The following is a 23584-nucleotide window of genomic DNA, read 5'->3' on the forward strand; positions in this document are numbered from 1 at the left end:
GTCGACGTCGAAAGAGCCGATCATGGGCGGATCCCCAGCAGGGTGGTCAGTGGGAGCTCGGTGCCGGACAGGACCAAGGCGGGGGCGACACCGACGGCCAGGGTCAGCAGGATCAGTGGGGACCAGGCCAGCCATTCGGTTCCGCTGATGGCGGGGGCCACCGACCGTACCTCAGGGGTGGCCGGACCGTGTGTCACACGGCGCAGCAGGCGCAGGAAGTAGGCGGCCGTCAGGGCGCCGCCGATCGCGGCGACCGTGGCCAGGGTCAGCCAGAGCGGGCCGCCCCGGTCGACGGCGGCGATCACCGCGAACGCCTCACCCCAGAAACCGGCCAGGCCGGGCAGTCCCAGCGAGGCGATGGCCGCGAAGCCGAGCAGGCCGGCCAGGCGCGGCGCGGTCTCCCGCAGGCCGCTCAGCTGGTTGAGGGAGCCGGTGCCGGCCCGTTCCTTGATCGTTCCGGCGAGGAAGAACAGCAGGCCGGTGATCAGGCCGTGTGCGACGTTGCCGAGCAGGGCGGCCTGGATGCCGGCGACCGACAGGGTGGCGATGCCGAGCAGCACGAAACCCATGTGGCCGACGCTGGAGTAGGCGATCAGGCGTTTCAGCTCGGTCTGGCGCAGGCAGATCAGGGCGCCCGCGATGATCGCGATGACGGCCAGGACACCGAGGACCGGGGACGCCCAGGCAGCGCCGTCGGGTGCGACACCCAGGCCGACCCGGATCAGGCCGTAGGTGCCCATCTTCAGCAGCACCCCGGCCAGGATCACCGAGCCGACGGTCGGGGCCTCGGTGTGCGCGTCGGGCAGCCAGGTGTGCAGTGGCCAGAGCGGGGCCTTCACCGCGAACGCGATCGCCAGCAGGGCGAACGCCGCGCACTGGGTGGTCCGGTCGAGGTGCGGGGAGCCGGTGAGCTGGATCAGGTCGCCGGTGCCCGCCTTGGTGACCACGAGCAGGACACCGAGCAGCAGGAGCACCGAGCCGGCCAGGGTGTAGAGGACGAACTTGCGGGCCGCGGCCCGGCGGTTCGGGCCGCCCCAGCCGGCGATCACCGCGTACATCGGCAGGAGCACTACCTCGAAGAACAGGAAGAACAGGATCAGGTCGAAGGCCAGGAAGGTGCCGAGCACACCGACTTCGAGGACCAGCAGCAGTGCGGCCAGACCCTTCTTCGAGGTGTACGCGCAGCAGAGCAGCGTGAGCAGCCCGGTCAGCACGACCAGCGGGTAGGACACCCCGTCGACACCGAGGTGGAACTCCAGTCCGAGGGCCGGCACCCACGGCAGATCCAGGTCGATCCAGGGCAGCAGCGGCACGTGGTCCACGGGTGTGTAGGCGAACCAGCCGTCGCCGGCCGGGCGGGCCAGGATCGGCAGCACCGACAGCACGAACGTGACCGCGGCGAAGGCGATGGCGGCGAACCGGGTCCGGGCGGCCGGGAGCAGCGCCACCGTGATCGCGCCCAGGGCGGGCACCACGAGCAGCACGATCAGCAGGACCTGCGACCAGGACCAGGACGGCTCTAGGTAGTCGCGGTACATCAGGCTCCCCACCAGGCGATGGCGCCGAGCAGCAGGGCCGCGGCGCAGACGGCGACCGCGGCGGCCGGCAGCGGCAGCCGGTGTGCCTCCTTGAGCGCGTCACCGGCCCGGGTCGTGCCGGTTCCGGTGCTGGTGACGGCCGCGTCGACGATCCGGGTGTCACCTGTGGTGGCCCACCTGGCGAGTGTCTGCGCCGGGCGGACCACGAGCCGGTGCTGGACGTCGTCGAGGCGGAACCCGGCGGCCAGGAACGTCTTCGTCCGGCCCAGCGCATCAGCAGGGTCGACGCCCGGAACCGCCCACCACAGCCACCAGGCGGTGCCGGCGCCGGTGGCGAGCAGCAGCATCGGCAGGACGACGGCGACACCCAGGTGCGGGTCCTCGAGTTCGAGGGCGGTCCGGAAACCGGGGGCGAAGGCGGCCAGTCCGAGCAGGGCGGCCGGGATCGCGAGCAGGATCAGTGGCCAGCGCATCGGGGCCGGTGGGTCGTGCGGGCGGTCCGGCACCTGGTAGCGGCCGTCGTCGAAGCCCACCTCCCAGGCCGGGCCGGACGGACCGTACGCACGGGACGGGCCGAAGAACGCGCGCAGGAACAGCCGGGTCGCATACCAGGCGGTGATGCCGACCGACAGCAGCGCGGCCAGCCAGACCAGCCAGGCGGCCCAGGCCGGTATGGTCTCCCCGCCCTCGGTGGCGTGGGCGGCCGCGGTCAGCACGTTCTCCTTCGACCAGAAACCGGAGAGCGGCGGGAGCCCGGCCAGCGCGCCCAGCCCGATCGCGAACGACCAGAACGTGACCGGCATGTGCGGGCGCAGGCCACCCATCCGGGACATCAGGTTGGTGCCGACCGCGTGGATCACCGCGCCCGCCGCCAGGAACAGCAACGCCTTGAACGCGGCGTGGGTGAGCAGGTGGAACAGGGCGGCCGCGGGTGAGCCGACGGCCAGGGCACCGGTCATGTAACCGATCTGCGAGACGGTCGACCAGGCCAGGACCCGTTTCAGGTCGTCCTGGACGGTCGCCGACAGGGCGCCGATCACAATCGTGATCGCGGCCATCACGGCGAGGGTCGCGAGTGCGGCCGGGGACTGCGTGTAGAGCGGGTACAGGCGGAACACCACGTAGACACCGGCCGCGACCATGGTGGCCGCGTGGATCAGCGCGGAGATCGGGGTGGGGCCGGCCATCGCGTCCGGCAGCCAGGTGTGCAGCGGGAACTGGGCGCTCTTGCCGGCCACCCCGGCCAGGATCAGCAGCAGCGCGGCGGTCAGCGTCCCGGCCGAGTAGTCGTGGCCGAGCACCTCGGGCAGGTAGGTGCTCCTCGCGTCGGCGACCAGGACGGCGATGCCGAGCAGGAAACCGATGTCGCCGACCCGGGTGACCAGGAACGCCTTCACCGCGGCGGCCGGCGCCTCCGGCAGCCGCCGGTCATGACCGATCAGCAGGTACGAGCAGGCGCCCATCACCTCCCAGCCGATCAGCATCAGGATCAGGTCGCTGCTGGTGACCACCAGCAGCATCGCGCCGGTGAATAGGCTGACCTGGGCGGCGTACGGCGCGTAGCGGGGGTCGTCGTGCAGGTAGGTGATCGAGTAGATCTGCACGAACAGGGCGACCACCGTGACGGCCACCGCCACGTAGGCGGCCGCGGCGTCGACGAACGTGCTGAACCTGATCTCCAGGTCACCGATCGTCGCCAGCGTCAGGCCCGTGTCCCACCCGTCGGACGGCTGCACCGGGTCCAGGACCAGGCGAAACGCCAGCAGCAGCGCCACCGCGGCGCCAGCCGTCCCGAGGGCTGCGGCGAGACGCCGGCGGGTCCGGTCACCGTCGCCGGGCGGCAGGGTCAGACCGAGCAGACCGACCAGCAGCGGTACGAGGGGAAGCAGCGGCCCGGCAACGTCGATGCTCACCCGGCCACCCGTTCCTCGTCCGCTTCCAGCCGCACGTCGTCGACCACGACCGCCTTACGCATCCGGTAGAACTGCAGGATGATCGCCAGGCCCACGCCCACCTCGGCGGCGGCCAGCACGATCACGAACAGGGCCAGCACTCCGCCGGTGCCCGGAGCGGCCGAGCCGGGGCGGGCCCACGACTCGATCGCCACACCGGTGAGCGCCGAACGCAGCGACACGTCAGCCGTGATCAGGATCAGGTTGACCGCGTTCAGCATCAGCTCGACGGCCATCAGGACCAGGATCGCGTTGCGCCGCCGCAGGACGCCGTAGACGCCCAGGCCGAACAGCAGGCTGCCGACGACGTACGGAATGACGACGTGCATCAGGCCTCCCGCTCGTGCGTCTCGACCACCGCCGGGGTGCGGGCGCCGATGTCCGGGCGGGACAGCACGATCGCGCCGACCAGGGCGGACAGCAGCAGGATCGAGAGCACCTCGAACGGCAGCACCCAGGCGCCGAAGATCTGCTCGCCGACCCGCTCGGCGGTGCCCGGCTCGACAGCCGGGTAGAGCACCCAGCGGAAGGCGTCGGCGAACAGGGCGGCCAGGCCCAGTCCGGCGCCGCCGCCGATCAGGACGGCCGGCAGTGCCGGGCGGTCCAGGTCGGTCGACGGGCCGATCGGGGCCCGGGTCAGCATCACGGCGAACAGCAGGAGCACCACCACCGCGCCCACGTAGACCAGGATCTGCACCCAGGCGACCAGTTCGGCGCCGAGGACCAGGTAGAGGCCGGCGATCGCGCCCAGGCTGACCACCAGGTACAGGCCGGAACGGACCAGGTGGGTGCTGGTCACCACCAGGAAACCCGCGCCCACGGCCACCGCGCCGAGCGCCAGCAGGAGCACGTCGGCGACTGTCACTGATCCTCCGCCGACTCGGGTGCCTCCGGCTTGAGCTCTGACGTGGGTGCTTCAGCCGAGGGTCGTGGTTCGGCCGGGCGGGCCGGCGCGGGCGGGGCGGCCTGGGGTGCGGTTGTCCGGGGTGTGGCGCGTACCGCAGCGGGTCTTGCAGTTTTCGCGGCGGTGGCCGCGCCCGGACCGGCTGCCTTACGCGCCGCGGTGGCCTCCTCCTTGGAAGGTTCGCCGAGGACGTCGTGGGCCGGCGGCGGAGGGACCGTGCGCATCCACTCGCCCAGCCGGTTCTTGTCGTGCAACAGGTCGAGGACGTCGGTTTCGGCGTATTCGAACTCGGGCGTCCAGTGCAGCGCGTCGAACGGGCAGACCTCGATGCAGATCCCGCAGTACATGCAAAGGGAGAAGTCGATGTCGAACCGGTCCAGCACGTTGCGCTGACGCGCGCGCGCCGCGCCCGGGACGACGACCTCCTCCTTGTGCGAGTCGATGTAGATGCACCAGTCGGGGCACTCGCGGGCGCAGAGCATGCAGACCGTGCAGTTCTCCTCGGACAGCGCGATCACGCCGCGGGAGCGCGGCGGCAGATCAGGCTGCACGTCCGGGTACTGCTGGGTGGTGGATCGCCGCGTCAGGGTCTTCAGAGTTACGGCGAGCCCGTCGAGCAGGCCCTTGCCGGGCACCTGGCGCTCACCGTTCTCACTCACAAGGGACCATCCTGCCCCGTTGAGTGATCCCGCGCGACCTCGCCCCACCGGTTGATTCCTCTGAACCGTCTTGCATCTGGATCATTTCCCTAGTATCAAGACTAGATGCGCCTTGACCAGTACCCGGATGGCGGTGAGTGGACCGTCTCCGAGATTGACGAGTTCCCCGAGGACAATCACCGCCGAGAGGTTGTGGAGGGGTCGCTGATCCTGCGCCCGGCACAGACGCCACGGCACAGCTCGCTGGTGATGCACATCTGTGGCGCGCTGGACCGAACACGGCCCGAGGCGTTCGATGTCGTGCACGGCATGCAGATCAGGTTCGCCGAGAACACCGCGCTCGTCCCGGACCTCGTCGCGGTACGAGCCGATTGCAAACCGATGACGACCACCTTCTTCGACCCGGAAGACGTGGTCCTCGCGGTGGAGGTGGTCGATGACCGCTCCCGATTTCTCGACCGAGTTCTCAAACCGGCGATCTACGCCGCAGCGGGGATCCCTCACTTCTGGCGCGTCGAGAGCGCCGGCGCCGTCGTCCACGCTCACCGCCTAGATCCAGACAAAGCGGAATACCTGCGGATGAGCGCGATCGAGGCGAGAATCCGCGTCCGGCAACCGTGGGAAGTGGACGCACCGCTAGCCACGCGGATCTAGGTCAAGGCCTTCACGGCGACGGTCAGGACCAGTTGGGCCAGGGCAACCGGGACCAGGATCAGCCAGCAGAGGCGCTGTAGCTGGTCCTCGCGCATGCGGGGGTAGGTGACCCGCAGCCAGATGATCACGAAGGACAGGGCGCCGATCTTCAGGAACGTCCAAAGCCAGCCGAGCTGATCCTCCATCGGGCCGTGCCAGCCGCCCAGGAACAGGACCGTGGTCAGGGCGGCGATCACGACGATGCCGACGTACTCGGCGAGCAGGAAGAACGCGAAACGCAGACCCGTGTACTCGGTCATGTAGCCGAACACCAGCTCCGAGTCGGCGATCGGCATGTCGAAGGGCGGGCGGCGGATCTCGGCCAGGCCGGCGATGAAGAAGACCAGAGCGGCCGGGGCCTGCCAGATCAGCCACCACGGTTGCCACGCCTCGACGATGCCGGGCAGGCTCAGCGTGCCGGCCGCCATCGCGACGCTCGCCGCGGCCAGGACCAGCGGAAGCTCGTAACCCAGCAGCTGGGCGGCGCCTCGGACGCCGCCCAACAGGCTGTACTTGTTGGCCGACGCCCACGCCGACATCAGCACCGCGACCACGCCGATGCCGAGCACCGCCAGGACCAGGAACAGGCCGATGTCCAGGCTCTGCGCGACCAGGCCGGGGCCGATCGGGATGGTCATCACGACCACCAGGTACGGGAACAGGGCCACCAGCGGGGCCAGCCGGAACACCGTCCGGTCGGCGTCGTGTGGGGTGATGTCCTCCTTCTGGACGAACTTCACCCCGTCGGCGATCAGCTGGGCCCAGCCGTGGAAGGCGCCCGCATACATCGGGCCGACCCGGCCCTGCATGTGCGCCATCACCTTGTGCTCGGCCTGCCCCACGACCAGCGGCAGCACCAGGAAACCGGCCAGCACGGCGGCGACCCGGATCAACAGGTCCAGCCAGAGCGGCATCACTCCGCCCTCCTCGGTGCGCGCCGCTCACGTTCCGGAGGTGCGGGGGCCTGGCCTTTGAGCGGGCCCCACTCGTTCGGATCGGGGACCCCGGGCGGGCGGATCGGGGCACGTTTGGCGGCGCCGCCCTCCGACTCGCCCGGCTCCTTGGCACCCGGCCACGGTTTCGCCACCCGGGCCGCGAGCACGAACTCCTTGCGCAGCGGGTGGCCCTCGAACTCCGGCGGCAGCAGCAGCGGGCGCAGGTCGGGGTGGCGAGCGAAGGTGATGCCGAACATCTCGAACGTCTCCCGCTCGTGCCAGGCCGCACCCGGGTAGAGGTCCACCAGCGACTCCACCTCCGGGTCCTCGCGCGACACCCGGGTGCGCAGCAGCACCCCGTGCCGGCGGCGGGTCGACCAGAGGTGCGCCACCACCGAGAAACCGCCGTCCAGCTCGTCCACCGCGGAGAGCCAGTCGAAGAAGTCACAGCCCAGAGCACCTGCGTCACGGGCCGCCTCGGCCGCGAACCACCAGCGGGCCACAGGCACGTCGACCACCGCGCGGGCATGGCCCGGGCCGCCGCCGGAGACCTCGGCCGTCACCGTGCCCTTCTCCGGATCGTCGGTCGCCAGCAGGTGGACCAGGCGTTCACCGACCTCTTCGGGCGTCATGCCGGTCATCCTATGATCCGGGGCCCGGCTGCAACGTTTCGCCGGGCGACCGCGTGTAGTGCTCGTGACCACCACAGCCGCACGGGAGGCACGTATCACCGCCGAACCCGACCCGCCCAGCTTCGACGAGGTGTACGCCGCGAGTTTCGCCGACCTCGCCGTGCAGTTGTACGCCTACTTCGGCGACCGGCAGGAAGCCCAGGACGTCGCCCAGGAGGCGTTCTGCCGCGCCCTGGCCCGATGGAACACCATCGCGCGGTACGACGACCCGGTCGCCTGGATCCGCCGGGTGGCCTGGAACCTCGCCGTCAGCCGGTGGCGGCGGGCCCGTACCGCGATGAACTTCCTGCGCAGACAGCGACCGGACGAGCCGCAGACCGAAGGGCCGGGTCCGGAACGGGTGACCCTGATCGCCGCGCTCGGCACCCTGCCATCGGCCCAGCGCCGGGCCGTCGTGCTGCACTACCTGGCCGATCTGCCGGTCGCCGAGATCGCCCTGCGGGAACGCGTCACCGAGGTGACGGTCCGGTCCCACCTGCACCGCGGCCGGGCCGCTCTCGCCGTGCAGCTCAAACTCACCGAGTCGCACGGGGGTGCGTCATGACCACAGACCAGCTGAAGGACCTCTTCGACGATCTGCGCGAAGGGACAGTGCCGACAATCCGGCCACCGGGCGCCGCGGCGGCCCGGCGCACCCTGCGCCGACGCCGTGCCACCACCGCGGCCGTCTCCGCCGCGGCGGCGGTCGTGGCGATCGCCGGCGGCGTCACCGTCGTCGCCGGACACGGCGAACCGGCGCCCCGGCCCACCCTCGCTCCCGCGGTCGCGTCCACCGAGCCGGCACCCACCCAGCCCGAACCCACCGGGCCGCAACCCACCGGGACGGAACGCACCGCGCTGGACGCGATCACCGACGGCCGGCCGATGCTGACGGTCACCTCGCCCGTGGTCACCGGCTACAAGTGGGCGAAGAAGATCTATCCGCCGGTGGTCGAGTTCACCGCGGCCTGCGCCGGCGCCGGCGAGATCACCCTCACGATCACCGGCGGCTCACCCCTCGACCACAATCGGTTCAAGACGCACGACATGCCGATCAAGGTGGTCTGCACGTCGTCGCCCAAGCCGGTGCGCGCGGAGCTGATGACCCGCATCGGCGTCGGCCTGACCGTCCGGATGACCGGAGCGAAAGGCACCACCGCGCGATCCGGTTTCGCGTTCTCCCTGCGCGGCACCAGCGGCGAGGAGTTCGCCCCCGACGACGAACGGCTGGACCTCGAATCCATGGTCGGCCGCGCGGGCGGCAAACTCGACGACGGCCGCGTGGTGCGACACGGTGGCGGGACGCCCAGCTACGAACCCGGCCACGGATTCAGCGCACACGGCTGGACCCAACTCGCCGGCACCGAGGCGTACGACCTGGTGGTGGCGTGTCGCGGCGAGGGCACGTACACGCTGGAGCTCTGGCGCGGCGGCCAGCCGGACTTCAAGGACGTCCAAGCCGGGAAGCGCACCGGAACGCACGTGACGACCCAGACCGTCCCGTGCACTGCCGCGCCGCAGCGGTTCTCGTGGCCAGTGGGTGCCCTCGGGTCGGGCGTGACTTTCTGGGAGAACTACGAGAACACGACGGGCACGATCGGGACCGTCGCCTGGTCACTGGTCACCCGCGAATAGCCCCTCACAGGCCGGGGAGGCGGCCGTTGCGGAACACGTCGACGAAGTCCTGATGGTCCTCACGGGCCTGGTCACCGTACTTGTGCGCGAACTCGACCAGGTGCTGGACGAAACCGGGCTCGTCCTTGTCGACGACCGCGACGATCGCCTCCTCGGTGGAGAAATCCACCAGGTCGTGGCTGGACTCGTCGTCGGCCACCGAATGCATCCGGGCCACCGCCCGGCCCAGGTCGGCGATCACCCCGGAGAGCTCCTCCGGTTCGTTCACATCAGACCAATCGAGATCTGCGGCGTACGGGGACACCTCCGCCACCAACTGCCCCACCCCGTTGAGCTCGGTGAAGCCCAGCCACGGGTCGGCGTGCGCCTGCAAGGCACGCTGCGACTCGGCCGTACGGTGGCCCTGGTGTTTGAAGTAGCCCTTGACCCGGTCGTCGTCGATCCAGCGGGCCACCGCCGGGACCTGGGCCTGCTTCATGTAGATGACGACATCGTTCTCCAGCGCCTCGGTGTGTCCCTCCAGCAGCAGGTTGTAGGAGGGCAGGCCGGCCGACCCGATGCCGACGCCCTTACGCAGCTTGATGTCCTTGATGTGCAACGACACCGGCCGGGACGCCTGCGGCAGCGTGGCCAGGTAGCGGTCGAACGCCTCCCGGACCGCCGCGTGCATGGTCGCGTCCACGTCGTAGACGCCGTCGCCGATCGAGAACCGGCGGTCGAACTCGTCGATCGTGGTCTGCTGGTTCAGCAGGTCGACGCGGGTGTTCAGCCGGGCCTCCTGAAGCACCCGGCGCAGCACGCCGGTGGCGTTCTCCAGAGTGATCGAACCGATCGCGTCGTCACCGCCATGCGCGATTGCTCGCAACTCGGTCAGATAAGACTGGGCGAACTCGGTCACCAGCGCCGTGATGTTGTCGTCGGAGAGCGCCTTCGAATATCCGATCAGCGCGACACTCGCCGAAAATCTCTTCAGATCCCAGCTGTACGGTCCGACGTACGCCTCGTCGAAGTCGTTGACGTTGAAGACCAGGCGTCCGGACGAGTTCATGTACGTCCCGAAGTTCTCCGCGTGCAGGTCACCGTGGATCCACACCCGGCTGGTGCGCTCGTCGAGGAAACTGTCGTCGCGGAAGTCGCCGGTCAGGTCGGCGTAGAAGAGTGAAGCGCTGCCCCGGTAGAAGGCGAACGGCGACGCCGCCATCTTCCGGAACTTGCGGCGGAATGCGGCCGGGTCGAGCGCCATCAGCTCGCCGAACTCGCGGGTCAGTACGTCGATGATGAAGTCGGCCCTCATGTCGGCCACGTTACTCAGCCCACGGGGGCCTGCGGTTACCCTTTCCGCTATGTCCGCTTCACGCTTGCTGCGTATCGGCACCCGTTCCTCCCCCATGGCCCTCGCCCAGGTCGAGCGTGTCCGGCGGATGCTCGCCGACCGCCGGCCCGACGTGACGGTCGAGGTCGTCCCGCTCAGCACCAGCGGCGACCGGTGGCAGGGGGCGCTGTCCGAGCTGGGTGGCAAGGGCGCGTTCACCAAAGAGGTCGACCAGGCGCTCCTCGACGGACGGGCCGACCTCGCCGTGCACTGCGTCAAGGACGTTCCGGGCGACCGGCCCGCGCCGGCGGGCACCGTCTTCGCCGCCTATCTGACCCGCGACGACGTACGGGACTGTCTCGTCGAGCCGGCCGGCCGCGTCGACCCAGCCGGGCCGGCCGATCTGGCCGGGCCCGCCGATCTGGCCAGGCCCGCCGACTCAGGTGGGCGCCTCCACTCAGCCGGGCGCCGGATCGGCGAGCTGCCCTCCGGCACTCGGGTCGGCACGTCGGCGGTCCGCCGGATCGCCCAGCTCGCCCTGCACTGGCCGCACCTCACCGCGGTGCCGATCCGCGGCAACGCCAACTCGCGGCTCGCCAGGCTCGACGCCGGGGAGTACGACGTGCTGCTCCTCGCCGTCGCCGGTCTGCACCGGATCGGGATGCCTTCGCGAATCGGGCACACGATCGACGTGGACACGTTCGTGCCGGCGGTCGGAAGCGGGACGCTGGTGCTCCAGTGCCGGCAGGACGACGCGGCGGCACTCGAGATCGCGGGGGTCCTCGCCGACCACCGGACCGGGCGCGAGACCGAGGCCGAGCGCACCATGCTGCACATCCTGCAGGGCAGTTGCAGCTCGCCGATCGGCGGTTACGCGCGTACCGAGCCGGATGGGCGGCTGAGCCTGCGGGCCCGGGTGATCAGCCTGGACGGCAAGACGGTGCTGGACGCCCACGAGTGGGCCGCCGACCCGGTGGTGCTGGGCACATCGGTCGCCGCCTCCCTGCTCCGGCAGGGCGCCCGGGAGATCCTCGGCTGACTCAGCCTGTTTCGGGCTCGGGCTGCCTTCCGCCAGGGCTTCCCTGGTCCGGCATCGAGCGGCGATCAGCGCACACAATCCGGCATTGTGAGATTTCATCGTTGCCCCGACATGGGCCAGCGCACACGGTCAACGCAACGTGTGCGTTCATGCACGTCGGGGCGAAGCAGGAGCACACGATCGGCGATCGTGTGCTTTCACCAACGCTGTCGCATCATCCAGCCGGGTCGCGGGCGCTTACCGGGGTGACGCAGCTTCGGCGCCGACCCTATTTCGCCGGCGGCTTCACCAGTGGGGCGGTCAGGGCCAGCGGGTCGGGGCGGTGCACGCCACCCGGACCGGCCTGCTCGGCGGCGATCTTCTCCTGAAGACGCAGGATGCCGTGCAGGAGCGCCTCCGGCCGGGGCGGGCAGCCCGGCACGTAGACGTCCACCGGGATGATCTGGTCGACGCCCTTGGTGACCGAATACGAATCCCAGTAGGGCCCGCCGCAGTTCGAACAGGACCCGAACGAGATCACATACTTCGGCTCGGGCATCTGGTCGTAGAGCCGCTTGATCGCCGGCGCCATCTTGTCGGTGACCGTGCCGGACACCACCATGAGGTCGGCCTGCCGTGGCCCGTGCGCGAACGGGATGACCCCGAGCCGCATGAAGTCATGCCGGGCCATGCTGGACGCGATGAACTCGATGGCACAGCACGCAAGCCCGAAATTGAACACCCAGAGGGAGTAGCGGCGCCCCCAGTTCAACACGAACCGGATGGGTTCCCCGAGCACTCCTGGCAGACCGGCCATCCGGTCAACCTAACGCATCCGGGTACGGCTGGCTCAGCGTCATGGGCGTGCGAGCCACCTCAGAACACCCGCTCCGGTGCCGGGGCGTTGGAGAAAGCTGAGGAAGCCGGTCAGCAACGCCTCTCGTAGGGCGGGTGGGGCAGCGTTCAGGATGGTGTTGACCGTGGCCATCTGGGTGAAGTCGCCGGCGCCTAGGCCCAGGCCCTCGGCCAGGGAGGCGATCAGCTCCGGGGTGATCATCTCGGGGGTCAGGGGTGGCAGCGGCGGCAACTCGATCGGGCCGCGAGCCCTCGCGGCGGCGACCGCGTCGGTCAGGTCGTGGGCGAAACCCTTCGCGGTGGCGTGTACGGCCGCGGTCACCGTCAAGTGGATGGTGGGCGGGTGGTCGGCGTGGGACATCTGGGGCTGTGTGTGCCAGCCCCGGGCGGCCAGTTCGTCGGCCAGCACGAAGAGGTCGACACCGTCGGAGGCCAGGCAGACGACGCTGGTCTCGGTGGGGGCGTACAGGCGTACCCCCGTGGTGTCTTGAACCGCGGCGGCCAGGATCTGGACCGACTCGCGGGTTTTCCGGGCCAGGTCCAGATAGCCGGTGTCGCCGATGGCGCGCAGCGTGGCGTAGGCGGCGGCGATCGGGCCGCCCGAGCGGGTGGACGAGATCACCGGGTTGACCATGGTGTAGCCGGGCCAGTCGGCGTGCGCGAAATACTGCGGGCGGCGCAGCTCCTCAGTCGCGTGCAGGAGGACCGAGACGCCCTTCGGTGCGTAGGCGTATTTGTGCAGGTCGACGGAGAGACTGGTGACGCCGGGCACGGACAGGTCAAAGTCGGGCAGGTCGGTGCCGAGGCGGCGCAGATAGGGCAGGATCCAGCCGCCGAAGCAGGCGTCCACGTGGAACCGCACCCCGCGCTCGGCGGCGATCGCGGCGATCTCCGGGATCGGGTCGACGACGCCGTGGGCGTAGCTCGGGGCGGACGCCGCGATGAGAACCGTCTCCGGGGTGATCGCCGCGGCCATCGCCGGCGGGTCGGCCCGCAGGTCGCGCACCGGCACGACATCGAGCTCGACCCGCAGATAGTGGGCGGCCTTGGCGAACGCCGCGTGTGCGCTGGCCGGGACGGTCAGGCGGGGCGATCGGATGTCGGGGTGGGCATCCCGGGCCGCCTTCACCGCCAGGATCAGGGACTCGGTGCCGCCGCTGGTGACGCTGCCGACCGTCGCCGGGCCACCGCCGAGAAGCCTCGCGGCCGCGCCGACCAGCGCGTTCTCCATCGCCAGCAGGGACGGGAAGGCGGTCGGGTCGAGGCCGTTGACGTGCGCGGACGTGGCGTGGGCAGCGCGGGCCAGATCGTCCAGGCCGTCGAGGGCGGGGTCGTAGACATACGCGAACAGGCGCCCACCGTGGGTCGGCAGGTCACCGGCTCGCAACTCCCGCAGCTCGGCGAGGATCTGCTCGCCCGGGACGCCCTTCTCCGGCAGCGCATCAGTCATGCCGGAGACGCTATCCCTTCTCGGGCGCCGAACCGTCGGTTGTCCACAGCGCCGGCTTGTCCACAGGGCCGCCGCCGGCTTCGGTCCGATCGTCGTAGCGTCGCAGCAGCACCACGGCCGCGCCGACCAGCACGGCCGGGAGCACCGTGAAACCGAGCAGCACCCCGAGCCGGGCGCTGTCGCTCTGAACTGCCGATTCGCCGGTGGCCGAGGAGACGTACCCGAAGATCTGGAGGATCAATGCGTAGATGCCGGGCCCGAGCGCCAGACCCAGCGTCTCCCCCGCGGTCCACAGGCCGGTGAAGACGCCGGCCTGACGGCGGCCGGTGCGCGCGGTGTCGTGGGCGATGCAGTCCGGCAGCATCGCCATGGCGAAGACCTGCTGGCCGGCGTATCCGGCGCCGACCACGGCGACGATCAGGTAGACGGCGACCGCGGGCAGGGCCGGCGCGGCCACCAGCGTGAGCGCGGCCAGGGCGAAGAGCAGGGAGGCGGCGACCAGGGAGCGGAGTTTGCCGTGCCGGCGGCCGGCCGCGGTCCACAGCGGCATCACCAGCAGGGCCGGGCCGACGAACGCGGCGAACAGGAAGGTCGCGCCGGACTCCTGGACGAGGACGTGGTCGGCGAAGTACTTGACTCCGGCCAGCATGGTGCCGATGCCGGCGGCCTGGACGATCCAGCAGATCAGCAGGGCACGGAAGGGGGCGTTGCCGTTGGCCACGCGGAGTTGGGCTCGGAGGCTCGGCTCGGATTCGCCGGCTTGGTGGGACTGGGCTTTACGCGTACCGAAGAAGGTGGCGAGCGTGCCCACGACGATGAGCGCGCCGACGAAGGCGCCGGACCACCGGTGTCCTTCGCGGCCGCCGCCGGTGAGTTCGACGACGAGCGGCGCGAGAGCGCCGGAGACCAGGATGGCGAGGGCCAGGACCGCGACCCGCCAGGTCATCAGGCGGGTGCGCTCGGCGTAGCCGTCGGTGAGTTCGGCCGGCATCGCGACGTAGGGGACCTGGAAGAAGGCGAACGCGGTGGCGGCGGCCAGGAAGGCCACCGCGACGTACGCGCCGGAGGCGGCGCCGCTCGGGAAGGGGGCGATGAAGATCGCGGCGAAGAGGAGTCCGAGGAGCAGCCCGGCACCCAACAGGAACGGCCGGCGCGAGCCCCGGCGATCGGAGATCCGGCCGGCGACCGGGTTGACGATGACATCCCACGCCTTCGGTAGGAGAACCAGTAATCCGGCCACACCGGCGGTTACACCCAGGGTGTCGGTCAGATAAGGCAGAAGAAGCAAACCGGGCACCGTGCCGAAGGCGCCCGTGACCAACGACCCAAGCGCATATCCAGCCAAAACACCGCGCGGCAGGACACTCGTCGGGGTTACCACGGGAGGGGGACCGGCGGTCGTCATCGACGCGCATCGTAACCAAGATCGGCCTGCTCCGCCTACGCTCGGCCGCATGAAAAGCGTTGCGGCCGGCGTCGCCGCCAGTCATCCGGCGACCGCCCGCGCCGGGCTGCGAATCCTGGAGTCAGGCGGCACCGCAGCTGACGCGGCGGTGGCCGCCGTGCTGGCCTGTTGTGTCGCCGAGACGGTCTACACCGGGCTCGGTGGCGGCGGGTTCGCCACCTTCTTCGACGCGCGCACCCGGGAGGTCACCTGCCTCGACTTCTTCGTCGCGGTGCCGGGCCTGGACCGGGATCGGGACGCGTCGGCGATGGTGGCGGTGGACGTGTTCTTCGGCGGGCTGCCACAGATCTACTCGATCGGCGGGGCCAGCGTGGCGGTGCCCGGGGTGCCGGCCGGGCTCGGTGAGGTGCACCGCCGCTGGGGGCGGCTGCCGTGGCCGGAGGTGGTGGCGCCGGCGGCCGGGCTGGCCCGGACCGGGGTGCTGCTGCCGGACGCGCACGCACGGACGCTGGAGTCGTGCGCGCCGGCGCTGGCCTATGGCGAGGGCGCTGCCCTCTATCAGCCCGGCGGCCGGCTTTTGCAGGGCGATGAGCTGCTGTTTCATCCAGGGCTGGCGACCGCGATGGACGCGTTGGCCGCCGACGGACCGGAGGTCTTCTACACCGGGCAGTACGGGAAACTGCTCATCGACACGGTACGGGCGGCCGGCGGGAACATCGGGCCGGCTGACCTCGCCACGTACCGGGTGGAGTCGGTGCCCGTGGATCACGCGTCGCTCGCCGGTTACCGGGTGCACGCCCGGCATGATCTGAACCGGACAGTCGACACGATCGGTGCGCTACCGGCGGATCTGTCCCGGCCGACCCGTGCGCCGGGCGTGGCGACGGCTCTGGTGAACCGGGGCCAGCAACGGCTCGGCGACACCACGAACGTCTCGGTGGTGGACGAGGCAGGCAACGCCTGCGTGATCACCACGACGCTCGGCCTGGGCGCCGGGGTGTGGCTGCCGGGGCTGGGCATCAACCTGAACTCGATGCTCGGCGAGGGCGAGCTGCTCACCGAGAATCTGGTGCCGGGGCAGCGGATGTCGTCCTACATGTGCCCGCTCGTGGTGACCGGCCCGGAGGGCGATCTCGCCGTGGCGGCGGGTTCGGCCGGGGCCTCCCGGATCCGGACGGCGCTGGTCGACACGCTGCTCGGGGTGCTGGTCGACGGGCTCAGCGTGCCGGAGGCGATCGCCCGGCCCCGTTTCCACGCGGTGGAGGACACCGTGCACGCGGAGGCCGGGTATCCGGACGCCGAGCTGGCCGAGCTGGCCGGCGAGGGCTGGCAGATCGTCGAGTGGCCGGAGATCAACCACTACTTCGGCGGAGTCACCGCCGTGGGCCGGACCGGCGCGGCCGGCGACCCACGGCGCGGTGGCCTGGGGTTGTTGTTGTAACCAGGTCACATCGTGCGGGCGGCGGTGGCCGCCGCGGCCGCCGCGGTCTCGCGCAGGGGCACGTCGAGGCTGGTGGCGGTGAGGCCGAAGGTGCGCTCGGTCAGCGTCGAGTCGAGGACGAACGGCGCGTAGAACTGGTAATCCATCTCGGCCATCTCGCGGGCCATCGGGATCACCAGGCCGGCCGTGCGCATCACGAAGCGGGGCATGCTGCGAACCGTCAACGGCGGCTGGCCGGTGAGGGCGCAATACCGGGCGGCGAGCTGGCGGATGGAGATCGCGGGCGGGGACGGGACGTGCCAGGCCTTGCCCCACGCCCGCTCGTCGCGGGCCAGCTCGACCAGGGTGCGGGCCATGTCGCCGGTGTACGAGAAGGTGTGCGGGGCGTCCACGTCGGCCGGGCCCCAGGCGGTGCGGCCCTTGGCCATGGCCGGCAGGAGCACGCTGGAGAAGACGCCCACCGACCCGGCGCCCAGGTAGTCGGAGGCGCGGGCCTCGATCGTGCGCACGCCGCTGTCCAGGGCGTCCTGCCACATCCGGATCCGGACGCGGCCCTTACGGCCGGTCGCGGCGAGCGGGGTGTCCCCGGTCATCAGGCCGCCGGGCTGGGGGCCGTAGCCATACAGGTTGCCGGTGATGGCGTAGACCGCGCCGGCCGACTTGGCCGCGGCGATCATCGCGTTGTTCATCGGGAACCACTTCTCGGTCCACTCGGTGTATTTCGGGTTGGCGCAGTTGTAGACGACCTCGGCGCCCTGGGCCAGCTCGGTGAGGCGGCGGGCGTCGGATGCGTCGGCGGTAGCCCGCTCGATCAGGGGATGCTCGGGGCCGCTGCCGCTGCGCGTGACGATGCGGACCCGCTCGCCCCGCTCGGCGAGCAGGTTGGCGACGGTGGAGCCGATCGGGCCGGAGCCGATGACGAGGTGCATGACGTTCTCCTTGCTCGCATTTGAGAGCAGTGCTCTCTGTTGAGGACAACGATCGCACACGATCCACCGAACATGCAAGAGCAGTGCTCTCGTTGTGGCACACTGGCCACATGAGCGCCGCAAACCTTCGCGCCCGGGTCCGGGCCGAGATGACTGAAGAGATCAAGGCGGTGGCGAAACGTCACCTGGCCACCGACGGGGCGAACCTGTCGCTACGGGCGGTCGCCCGGGATCTGGGCATGGCCTCGTCAGCGGTCTATCGATACTTCGCCAGCCGGGACGAGCTGCTCACGGCGCTGATCATCGACGCCTACAACGCGGTCGGCGAGGCCGCTGAACAGGCCGCGGCCGGGGCCGGCACGCCGACGGAGAAGTGGCTGGCGGCCGGGCATGCGGCACGGGAGTGGGCACTGTCCAGTCCGCACGAGTGGGCACTGATCTACGGGAGCCCGGTTCCCGGCTACCAGGCACCGCAGGACACCATCGTTCCGGCCACCCGGGTCCTGCTCCTGCTGGGGGCGACGCTGACGGAGGCGTACACCTCAGGGGTCTTGGTCTCTCGCGAACCGCTCACCGGGCGCTTCGCGGAGGAACTCGCCCCGATCGCCGCCTCCGTCCTGCCAGACCTGCCGACCCGCCTGGTGGCCGACGCCATCGCGGCGTATTTCCAGATCTGCGGAGCGATCAGCGCGGAACTCTTCGGGCAGCTCAACAAGTCGGTCGAGGAGGACCGGCGAGGATTCTTCGAATATCAACTGCGGGGTGCGGCCCGGCACGCGGGGCTCATTCGGTAGGCATCCAGCCCGCCGACGCCATCAGTACCCGGTCGCCGCGCATCGGCACGCCCTCGGCCAGCAACAACGCCTTCGCACGGGCCTCGTGACCCGGTGGGAGCCGGCCGCCGCCGCTGCACACCCGATGCCACGGGACGCCGCCGCCGTGCAACGCCATGATCCGGCCGACCTGCCGGGGCGAGTTGCGGCCGGACCGGTCGGCCAGCGCGTCGGCGATCGCGCCGTACGACATCACCCGCCCCGCCGGGATGCTCTCCACCAGCGCCAGGACCTCTTCGACGTACTCCTGCGGTGTCACAACCCGCCACGATATGGGATCGGACGACGGTCGGCGCCGCCCGGCCGAGCACAATGGGCCAGGTGCGGGAAGTGGTGACCGGTGCGCGCCGGATCGTGGTCAAGGTGGGGTCGTCCTCGCTGACCACCGCGACGGGCGGCATCGACGAGCAACGGGTCGACGCCCTCGTCGACGTGCTGGGCTCGCTGGCGACCGGCGGGCGTGAGGTGGTTCTGGTGTCCAGCGGCGCGATCGCCGCCGGGCTCGCCCCACTCCAGCTGCGGCGGCGGCCACGTGACCTGGCCACTCAGCAGGCGGCCGCCTCGGTCGGCCAGGGTCTGCTGATCGCGCGGTATACGGCCGGGTTCGCCCGCCACGGGCTCACGGTCGGGCAGGTGCTGCTCACCGTGGACGACGTGACGCGCCGGGCACACTATCGGAACGCGTACCGCACGCTGCGCAAACTGCTCGACCTGGGTGCGCTGCCGATCGTCAACGAGAACGACACGGTCGCCACCGAGGAGATCCGGTTCGGTGACAACGACCGGCTCGCCGCGCTGGTCGCCGCGCTCGCCGACGCCGACCTGCTGGTGCTGCTCTCCGATGTGGACGCGCTCTACACCGGCAATCCGGCCGACCCGTCGGCCCGGCGGATTCCGCTGGTGCGCGACGACAGCGATCTCGAAGGGATCGCGATCGGCTCGGCCGGCAAGTCCGGGGTCGGCACCGGCGGCATGGTGACGAAGGTGGAGGCGGCCCGGATAGCGACCGGGTTCGGCATCCCGGTGGTGCTCACCGCGGCGCCCCTGGCCGGGCCGGCGCTGGCCGGCGACGAGGTCGGCACCCTCTTCGAGGCGGCCGACCATCGGCCGGCCGCGCGGCTCTTCTGGCTGGCCCACGCCACCGCGCCGCGCGGGCGGCTGCATCTCGACGAGGGCGCGGTCGCCGCGGTCGTGGCCCGGCGCAAATCGTTGCTGCCGGCCGGCATCACCGCTGTCGACGGTTCGTTCGCCGCCGGCGATCCGGTGGATCTGATCGACGCCCTATCCGGTACGCCGGTAGCGCGCGGACTGGTCAACTATGACGCGGTCGAACTACCGGCCCTGCTCGGGCGATCCACTCCCGAGTTGGCCGCGGCACTGGGGCCGGGATATGAACGAGAGGTCGTCCACCGCGACGACCTGGTGCTGCTGTAGGGAGGCTTCCTGATGAGTGTGCTGGAGCAGGCCGCGGCCGCCCGCATCGCGTCGTTCGACCTGGCCGCGGCCACCCGTGCCGAGAAGGACGCGGCGCTGCTGCTGATGGCCGACCGCCTGGTCGAGCGGACCGACGACATCGTGCACGCCAACGGTGTCGACGTTGCGAACGCGCGGGCGGCCGGCACGTCCGAGTCGATGATCGACAGGCTGCTGCTGACTCCGGAGCGGGTCGCCGCGATGGCCGACGGGCTGCGCCAGCTCGCTGCCCTGCCCGACCCGATCGGTGACGTGGTGCGCGGGTCGACCCTGGCCAACGGCCTGGAGCTGCGGCAGATCCGGGTGCCGTTCGGCGTGGTCGGGATGATCTACGAGGGCCGGCCGAACGTGACTGCCGACGCCGCCGGCATCTGCCTCAAGTCGGGTAACGCGGCGCTGCTACGCGGTTCCGGCTCGGCCTTCTCGTCGAACGCGGCGATCGTCTCGGTGCTGCGCAAGGCGGTCGCCGACGCGGGCCTGCCGGCGAACACGATCCAGCTGCTGGACGCGACCACTCGCGACTCGGTGAAGGAGCTGATGCGGGCCCGTGGCCTGGTCGACGTGCTGATCCCGCGGGGCGGCGCCGACCTGATCAGGACCGTGGTCGAGCAGTCGACGGTGCCGGTGATCGAGACCGGGGTGGGCAACTGTCACGTCTACGTCGACGCGGCCGCCGACCTGGAGAAGGCGCTGGCCATCACGATCAACTCGAAGGCGCATCGCCCCTCGGTGTGCAACGCGGCCGAGTCGCTGCTGGTGCACGCCGAGATCGCCGACACGTTCCTGCCGCTGGTGCTGTCCGCGCTGGCCGACGCCGGAGTGACAGTCCACGGCGACGCCCGGGTGGCCGGGTACAGCGACGACGTGGTGCCGGCCACCGAGGAGGACTGGGGCACCGAGTTCCTGTCGCTGGACATCACCGTCGCGGTCGTCGACGGGCTGGACGACGCGCTCGACCACATCCGGCGGTACGGGACGGGCCACACCGAGGCGATCGTCAGCGAGTCGGTGGGCGCCACCCGCCGGTTCGTGGCCGGGGTGGACGCGGCGGCTGTGATGGTGAACGCGTCGACCCGGTTCACCGACGGGGGCGAGTTCGGGTTCGGCGCGGAGATCGGCATCAGCACGCAGAAACTGCACGCCCGCGGGCCGATGGGCCTGCCCGAGCTGACCTCCACGAAGTACGTGGTGACGGGCAACGGCCACACCCGGTGAACCCGCTCCCGCTGCATCGGCACGGGTGAGGCAGCGGTGCGCGCCGGCTTTGCGGGATCTGTGGGGCTGGCTGGCGTTGAACGGCGACTTCGAGGGCGCGCCGGATTTAGTGGCGTTTGGGTGCGAGTGGTGTCATGAGGCACCAGTTGTTCCCTGCGCGGACTTCTGGATCTTGCACGAATGTGCCTGCTCGCGGCGATCTTGCACGATCCTTCATGTCCTGGCATGCAGCATCGTGCAAGGTCCACACCCTGGCGTGAACCTTGCACGTGTTTACCCGCCAGAGCATGGAGATACCTGCAAGATCGGCCCCAGGGTGAAGATTCGTGCAAGATCGACTCGGGCGTCGCGAAGAATCGTGCAAGATCGACTCGGGGTGCGTGGAGGATCGTGCAAGATCGGCCCTGGGGTGACGATCGGCTCCGGGCGGCTGGCGCAGAGCGGACCCGAATCGGGATCCAAAAGCCTCCGACGGCAGTCGCCACCACGTTTCCGCAGGTGGACGGGTGCCTTATCGACGTCAGCGGTGAGAACCCAGCCGCCGTCTTGGGGCTGCCGGACAACCATGTGGGCCGGGTTTCTAGGTGCGGAAGGCCCGCAAGGCGGTCAGGGTGGTGTTGACGTCGAAGAGCGGGCCTTCATTGCTGTCCCAGCCGCCGTCGACCCGCTGGGTCTGCGCCAGCCGCTTGCGGGCGCTCTGCAACAGCCAGTCGTCGGCGAGGTTGACCCGGCGCAGCGCCGTCGCCATCGACGCCACGTCGGCCGGTGACATGTCCGGCAGCCGGTCGCCGAGGACCTGCTGCATCCGCGCGGACTCGTAGTAGAACTGCTGCTGGTGCAGGAGAACGGCGGCGTGCCAGCCGGCGGCCAGGAACGACGGCCACGTGCCGTCCGGCCGGACCTGGGTGACCACCCAGCCCGCGGCGGACCGCAGCACCTCGCTCCACGGCGACCTGGTCTGGTAGGGATCGATCTCGACGGACGCCGCGGTCAGCCAGAAACCGGCCACCGACGTCTGGTAGAGGGTCGCCTCCGGGTCGCCGGGCAGCGCCCAGGCCGGCGCCTCATCGGCCAGCGACTCGTGCTCCTGCCAGGTGCCGTCACCACGCTGCGCGGCGGCCAGCCACTGCAACGCCTGGACCCCGACCGGACTGTTCAGCGCGCCGATGCCGTCGAGCTCGGCGAGGCGGTAACAGGTGGCGTCGATCGAGGGGATGTCACCCTCGGCCGAGGCGGACCAGCCACCGGCCACCATCTGGCCCTCGGCGATCCGTTCGACGGCCTCCGCCGGCGCCGGCTGCCCGGTCCTGAGATGGGACAACCGCGCCCGCTCCACCGGATCACCATGGGCGACCACGTAGCCGATCGCGGCGTCTATATCGATCACAGTGACGACGGTACGCGTCGGATCTGTGAATCGCAGGTCTGTTCCATCCGGGGAGTCACTCGATGGTGACTCCCCGGACGGAGATCCGTCAGTACGACGGCAGCGACGGGTCGATCAGGTTGACCCACGCCACGATGCCGCCCTGGACGTGCACGGCGTCCTTGAACCCGGCCGACTTGAGCGCGGCGAGGGCCTCGGCCGAGCGCACGCCCGACTTGCAGTGCAGGACGATCTGCTTGTCCTGCGGGAATTTCGCGAGCGCCTCGCCGGAGAGGATCTCGCCCTTGGGGATCAGTGTCGCGCCGGGGATCCGGTTGATCTCCCACTCGGCCGGCTCACGGACGTCGACCAGGAAGATGTCCTTGCCGCTGTCCTGCCAGTCCTTGAGCTCGCGGACCGAGATCGTGGAGCCGGTGATCGCCTCCTGCGCCTCCTCGGAGACCGCACCGCAGAAGTCCTCGTAGTCCTCGAGCAGGTCGGTGACGGTCGGGTTGTCCCCGCAGAGCGCGCAGTTCGGGTCCTTACGAACCTTGATCTTGCGGTACTCCATCTCCAGGGCGTCGTAGACCATCAGGCGCCCGACCAGCGGCTCACCGATGCCGGTGATCAGCTTGATCGCCTCGTTGACCTGGATCGAGCCGATCGACGCGCAGAGCACGCCGAGCACGCCGCCCTCGGCGCAGCTCGGAACCATGCCGGGCGGCGGGGGCTCCGGGTAGAGGCAGCGGTAGCAGGGACCGTGTTCCTCCCAGAAGACCGACGCCTGGCCGTCGAAACGGTAGATCGAGCCCCAGACGTACGGCTTGCCGAGCAGCACCGCGGCGTCGTTCACCATGTAGCGGGTGGCGAAGTTGTCGGTGCCGTCGACGATCAGGTCGTACTGGCTGAAGATCTCCTTGACGTTGTCGCGGTCCAGCGCGGTGTTGTGAATGACCACGTTGACCAGCGGGTTCACTTCGGCGATGCTCCGGGCCGCAGACTCCGCCTTGGGCGTGCCGACATCGGAGACGCCGTGGATGATCTGGCGCTGGAGGTTGGACTCGTCGACCGTGTCGAAGTCGATGATGCCGAGCGTGCCCACACCGGCCGCGGCCAGGTAGAGCAACGTCGGCGAGCCGAGACCGCCCGCGCCGACCGCGAGGACCTTGGCGTTCTTCAGCCGCTTCTGCCCGTCCATCCCGACGTCGGGGATGATCAGGTGACGCGAATAGCGGCGGATCTCGTCGACGCTCAGCTCAGCGGCCGGCTCGACGAGCGGGGGCAGAGCCACATTCACTCC

General features: G+C 70.4%; 23 protein-coding genes. 8 read left to right on the forward strand and 15 right to left on the reverse strand.

The window, feature by feature from the left end; all coding sequences use genetic code 11:
• Positions 1-20 precede the first annotated feature (20 nt).
• The 5 genes from AB0E94_RS24210 to AB0E94_RS24230 are packed head-to-tail and all read right to left on the reverse strand — an operon-like array spanning position 21 to position 5053.
• Positions 21-1538 carry an NADH-quinone oxidoreductase subunit M gene (locus tag AB0E94_RS24210; RefSeq protein WP_360329899.1) on the reverse strand — a complete coding sequence of 506 codons (1518 nt, stop codon included), beginning with the start codon at positions 1536-1538 and terminating at the stop codon, positions 21-23.
• Complete coding sequence (locus AB0E94_RS24215; protein ID WP_360329638.1) at positions 1538-3451, reverse strand: NADH-quinone oxidoreductase subunit L; 1914 nt, start codon at positions 3449-3451, stop codon at positions 1538-1540. Before AB0E94_RS24215 ends, AB0E94_RS24210 begins: the two co-directional genes overlap by 1 nt.
• Positions 3448-3819 carry an NADH-quinone oxidoreductase subunit NuoK gene (gene nuoK / locus AB0E94_RS24220; protein ID WP_360329640.1) on the reverse strand — a complete coding sequence of 124 codons (372 nt, stop codon included), beginning with the start codon at positions 3817-3819 and terminating at the stop codon, positions 3448-3450. The genes AB0E94_RS24215 and nuoK overlap by 4 nt, the downstream gene beginning before the upstream one ends.
• Positions 3819-4355, reverse strand: a complete 537-nt coding sequence (locus tag AB0E94_RS24225; RefSeq protein WP_360329642.1) for an NADH-quinone oxidoreductase subunit J — start codon at positions 4353-4355, stop codon at positions 3819-3821. The genes nuoK and AB0E94_RS24225 overlap by 1 nt, the downstream gene beginning before the upstream one ends.
• The gene (locus AB0E94_RS24230; RefSeq protein ID WP_360329644.1) at positions 4352-5053 is read right to left on the reverse strand and encodes an NADH-quinone oxidoreductase subunit I; all 702 of its coding nucleotides are present in this window, start codon (positions 5051-5053) and stop codon (positions 4352-4354) included. Before AB0E94_RS24230 ends, AB0E94_RS24225 begins: the two co-directional genes overlap by 4 nt.
• A 105-nt stretch (positions 5054-5158) precedes the next feature.
• On the opposite strand from AB0E94_RS24230, the gene AB0E94_RS24235 reads away from it, so the two are divergent.
• Entirely contained in the window at positions 5159-5707 is a 549-nt protein-coding gene (locus AB0E94_RS24235; protein WP_360329646.1) for a Uma2 family endonuclease, read from the forward strand.
• Here the strand turns inward: AB0E94_RS24235 and nuoH are convergent.
• Positions 5704-6660 (reverse strand): NADH-quinone oxidoreductase subunit NuoH, encoded by a 957-nt coding sequence (nuoH, locus tag AB0E94_RS24240; protein ID WP_360329648.1) that lies wholly within the window; start codon positions 6658-6660, stop codon positions 5704-5706. The genes AB0E94_RS24235 and nuoH overlap by 4 nt on opposite strands.
• On the reverse strand, positions 6660-7313 hold the full coding sequence (locus AB0E94_RS24245; protein ID WP_360329650.1) for an NADH-quinone oxidoreductase subunit C: 654 nt from the start codon (positions 7311-7313) through the stop codon (positions 6660-6662). Before AB0E94_RS24245 ends, nuoH begins: the two co-directional genes overlap by 1 nt.
• A 64-nt stretch (positions 7314-7377) precedes the next feature.
• Here AB0E94_RS24245 and AB0E94_RS24250 point away from each other — a divergent pair, with 64 nt between their 5' ends.
• Together AB0E94_RS24250 and AB0E94_RS24255 are read left to right on the forward strand one after the other, a co-directional pair.
• On the forward strand, positions 7378-7917 hold the full coding sequence (locus AB0E94_RS24250; protein ID WP_360329652.1) for a sigma-70 family RNA polymerase sigma factor: 540 nt from the start codon (positions 7378-7380) through the stop codon (positions 7915-7917).
• Positions 7914-8987, forward strand: a complete 1074-nt coding sequence (locus AB0E94_RS24255; protein WP_360329653.1) for a hypothetical protein — start codon at positions 7914-7916, stop codon at positions 8985-8987. The genes AB0E94_RS24250 and AB0E94_RS24255 overlap by 4 nt, the downstream gene beginning before the upstream one ends.
• Positions 8988-8991: 4 nt before the next feature.
• Here AB0E94_RS24255 and AB0E94_RS24260 read toward each other — a convergent pair whose 3' ends face one another.
• On the reverse strand, positions 8992-10299 hold the full coding sequence (locus AB0E94_RS24260; protein WP_360329902.1) for a DUF2252 domain-containing protein: 1308 nt from the start codon (positions 10297-10299) through the stop codon (positions 8992-8994).
• A gap of 31 nt (positions 10300-10330) precedes the next feature.
• Between AB0E94_RS24260 and hemC the strand changes: the two genes are divergently transcribed.
• Positions 10331-11338 carry a hydroxymethylbilane synthase gene (hemC, locus tag AB0E94_RS24265; RefSeq protein WP_360329655.1) on the forward strand — a complete coding sequence of 336 codons (1008 nt, stop codon included), beginning with the start codon at positions 10331-10333 and terminating at the stop codon, positions 11336-11338.
• A 268-nt stretch (positions 11339-11606) separates the two neighbouring features.
• On the opposite strand, the gene AB0E94_RS24270 is transcribed toward hemC, so the two are convergent.
• The 3 genes from AB0E94_RS24270 to AB0E94_RS24280 are packed head-to-tail and all read right to left on the reverse strand — an operon-like array spanning position 11607 to position 15027.
• Entirely contained in the window at positions 11607-12134 is a 528-nt protein-coding gene (locus AB0E94_RS24270) for an NADH-quinone oxidoreductase subunit B family protein (protein ID WP_360329656.1), read from the reverse strand.
• 39 nt (positions 12135-12173) lie between these two features.
• Positions 12174-13622 (reverse strand): aminotransferase class V-fold PLP-dependent enzyme, encoded by a 1449-nt coding sequence (locus AB0E94_RS24275; protein WP_360329658.1) that lies wholly within the window; start codon positions 13620-13622, stop codon positions 12174-12176.
• A 10-nt stretch (positions 13623-13632) separates the two neighbouring features.
• The gene (locus AB0E94_RS24280; protein ID WP_360329659.1) at positions 13633-15027 is read right to left on the reverse strand and encodes an MFS transporter; all 1395 of its coding nucleotides are present in this window, start codon (positions 15025-15027) and stop codon (positions 13633-13635) included.
• Between the two features lie 49 nt (positions 15028-15076).
• Between AB0E94_RS24280 and AB0E94_RS24285 the strand changes: the two genes are divergently transcribed.
• The gene (locus AB0E94_RS24285; protein WP_360329661.1) at positions 15077-16468 is read left to right on the forward strand and encodes a gamma-glutamyltransferase; all 1392 of its coding nucleotides are present in this window, start codon (positions 15077-15079) and stop codon (positions 16466-16468) included.
• 5 nt (positions 16469-16473) lie between these two features.
• On the opposite strand, the gene AB0E94_RS24290 is transcribed toward AB0E94_RS24285, so the two are convergent.
• Entirely contained in the window at positions 16474-17397 is a 924-nt protein-coding gene (locus tag AB0E94_RS24290) for an NAD-dependent epimerase/dehydratase family protein (RefSeq protein ID WP_360329663.1), read from the reverse strand.
• Positions 17398-17507: 110 nt separating this feature from the next.
• Between AB0E94_RS24290 and AB0E94_RS24295 the strand changes: the two genes are divergently transcribed.
• A complete protein-coding gene (locus AB0E94_RS24295) occupies positions 17508-18191 on the forward strand; it encodes a WHG domain-containing protein (RefSeq protein WP_360329665.1) in 684 nt (227 codons plus the stop codon).
• On the opposite strand, the gene AB0E94_RS24300 is transcribed toward AB0E94_RS24295, so the two are convergent.
• Complete coding sequence (locus AB0E94_RS24300; protein ID WP_360329667.1) at positions 18181-18489, reverse strand: MGMT family protein; 309 nt, start codon at positions 18487-18489, stop codon at positions 18181-18183. The two genes, AB0E94_RS24295 and AB0E94_RS24300, sit on opposite strands and share 11 nt — an antisense overlap.
• A gap of 62 nt (positions 18490-18551) precedes the next feature.
• On the opposite strand from AB0E94_RS24300, the gene proB reads away from it, so the two are divergent.
• Positions 18552-19664: a glutamate 5-kinase gene (gene proB / locus AB0E94_RS24305; protein WP_360329669.1), complete on the forward strand. Its 1113-nt coding sequence runs from the start codon at positions 18552-18554 to the stop codon at positions 19662-19664.
• A gap of 12 nt (positions 19665-19676) precedes the next feature.
• A complete protein-coding gene (locus tag AB0E94_RS24310; RefSeq protein ID WP_360329671.1) occupies positions 19677-20918 on the forward strand; it encodes a glutamate-5-semialdehyde dehydrogenase in 1242 nt (413 codons plus the stop codon).
• Positions 20919-21498: 580 nt separating this feature from the next.
• On the opposite strand, the gene AB0E94_RS24315 is transcribed toward AB0E94_RS24310, so the two are convergent.
• Positions 21499-22305 (reverse strand): squalene--hopene cyclase, encoded by an 807-nt coding sequence (locus tag AB0E94_RS24315; protein WP_360329674.1) that lies wholly within the window; start codon positions 22303-22305, stop codon positions 21499-21501.
• An 88-nt stretch (positions 22306-22393) separates the two neighbouring features.
• The gene (moeZ, locus tag AB0E94_RS24320) at positions 22394-23575 is read right to left on the reverse strand and encodes an adenylyltransferase/sulfurtransferase MoeZ (protein ID WP_360329676.1); all 1182 of its coding nucleotides are present in this window, start codon (positions 23573-23575) and stop codon (positions 22394-22396) included.
• Positions 23576-23584 lie beyond the last annotated feature (9 nt).

The sequence above is a fragment of the Actinoplanes sp. NPDC026670 genome (genome assembly GCF_040638175.1).
GTDB lineage: Bacteria > Actinomycetota > Actinomycetes > Mycobacteriales > Micromonosporaceae > Actinoplanes.

Bases quoted from the DNA above. Each gene is read 5' to 3' on its own strand.
- AB0E94_RS24210 (WP_360329899.1), bottom strand. From the start codon at position 1,538: ATGTACCGCGACTACCTAGAGCCGTCCTGGTCCTGGTCGCAGGTCCTG.
- nuoK (WP_360329640.1), bottom strand. From the start codon at position 3,819: ATGCACGTCGTCATTCCGTACGTCGTCGGCAGCCTGCTGTTCGGCCTG.
- AB0E94_RS24235 (WP_360329646.1), top strand. From the start codon at position 5,159: ATGCGCCTTGACCAGTACCCGGATGGCGGTGAGTGGACCGTCTCCGAG.
- nuoH (WP_360329648.1), bottom strand. From the start codon at position 6,660: ATGCCGCTCTGGCTGGACCTGTTGATCCGGGTCGCCGCCGTGCTGGCC.
- AB0E94_RS24245 (WP_360329650.1), bottom strand. From the start codon at position 7,313: ATGACGCCCGAAGAGGTCGGTGAACGCCTGGTCCACCTGCTGGCGACC.
- AB0E94_RS24255 (WP_360329653.1), top strand. From the start codon at position 7,914: ATGACCACAGACCAGCTGAAGGACCTCTTCGACGATCTGCGCGAAGGG.
- hemC (WP_360329655.1), top strand. From the start codon at position 10,331: ATGTCCGCTTCACGCTTGCTGCGTATCGGCACCCGTTCCTCCCCCATG.
- AB0E94_RS24270 (WP_360329656.1), bottom strand. From the start codon at position 12,134: ATGGCCGGTCTGCCAGGAGTGCTCGGGGAACCCATCCGGTTCGTGTTG.
- AB0E94_RS24275 (WP_360329658.1), bottom strand. From the start codon at position 13,622: ATGACTGATGCGCTGCCGGAGAAGGGCGTCCCGGGCGAGCAGATCCTC.
- AB0E94_RS24280 (WP_360329659.1), bottom strand. From the start codon at position 15,027: ATGACGACCGCCGGTCCCCCTCCCGTGGTAACCCCGACGAGTGTCCTG.
- AB0E94_RS24285 (WP_360329661.1), top strand. From the start codon at position 15,077: ATGAAAAGCGTTGCGGCCGGCGTCGCCGCCAGTCATCCGGCGACCGCC.
- AB0E94_RS24290 (WP_360329663.1), bottom strand. From the start codon at position 17,397: ATGCACCTCGTCATCGGCTCCGGCCCGATCGGCTCCACCGTCGCCAAC.
- AB0E94_RS24295 (WP_360329665.1), top strand. From the start codon at position 17,508: ATGAGCGCCGCAAACCTTCGCGCCCGGGTCCGGGCCGAGATGACTGAA.
- AB0E94_RS24310 (WP_360329671.1), top strand. From the start codon at position 19,677: ATGAGTGTGCTGGAGCAGGCCGCGGCCGCCCGCATCGCGTCGTTCGAC.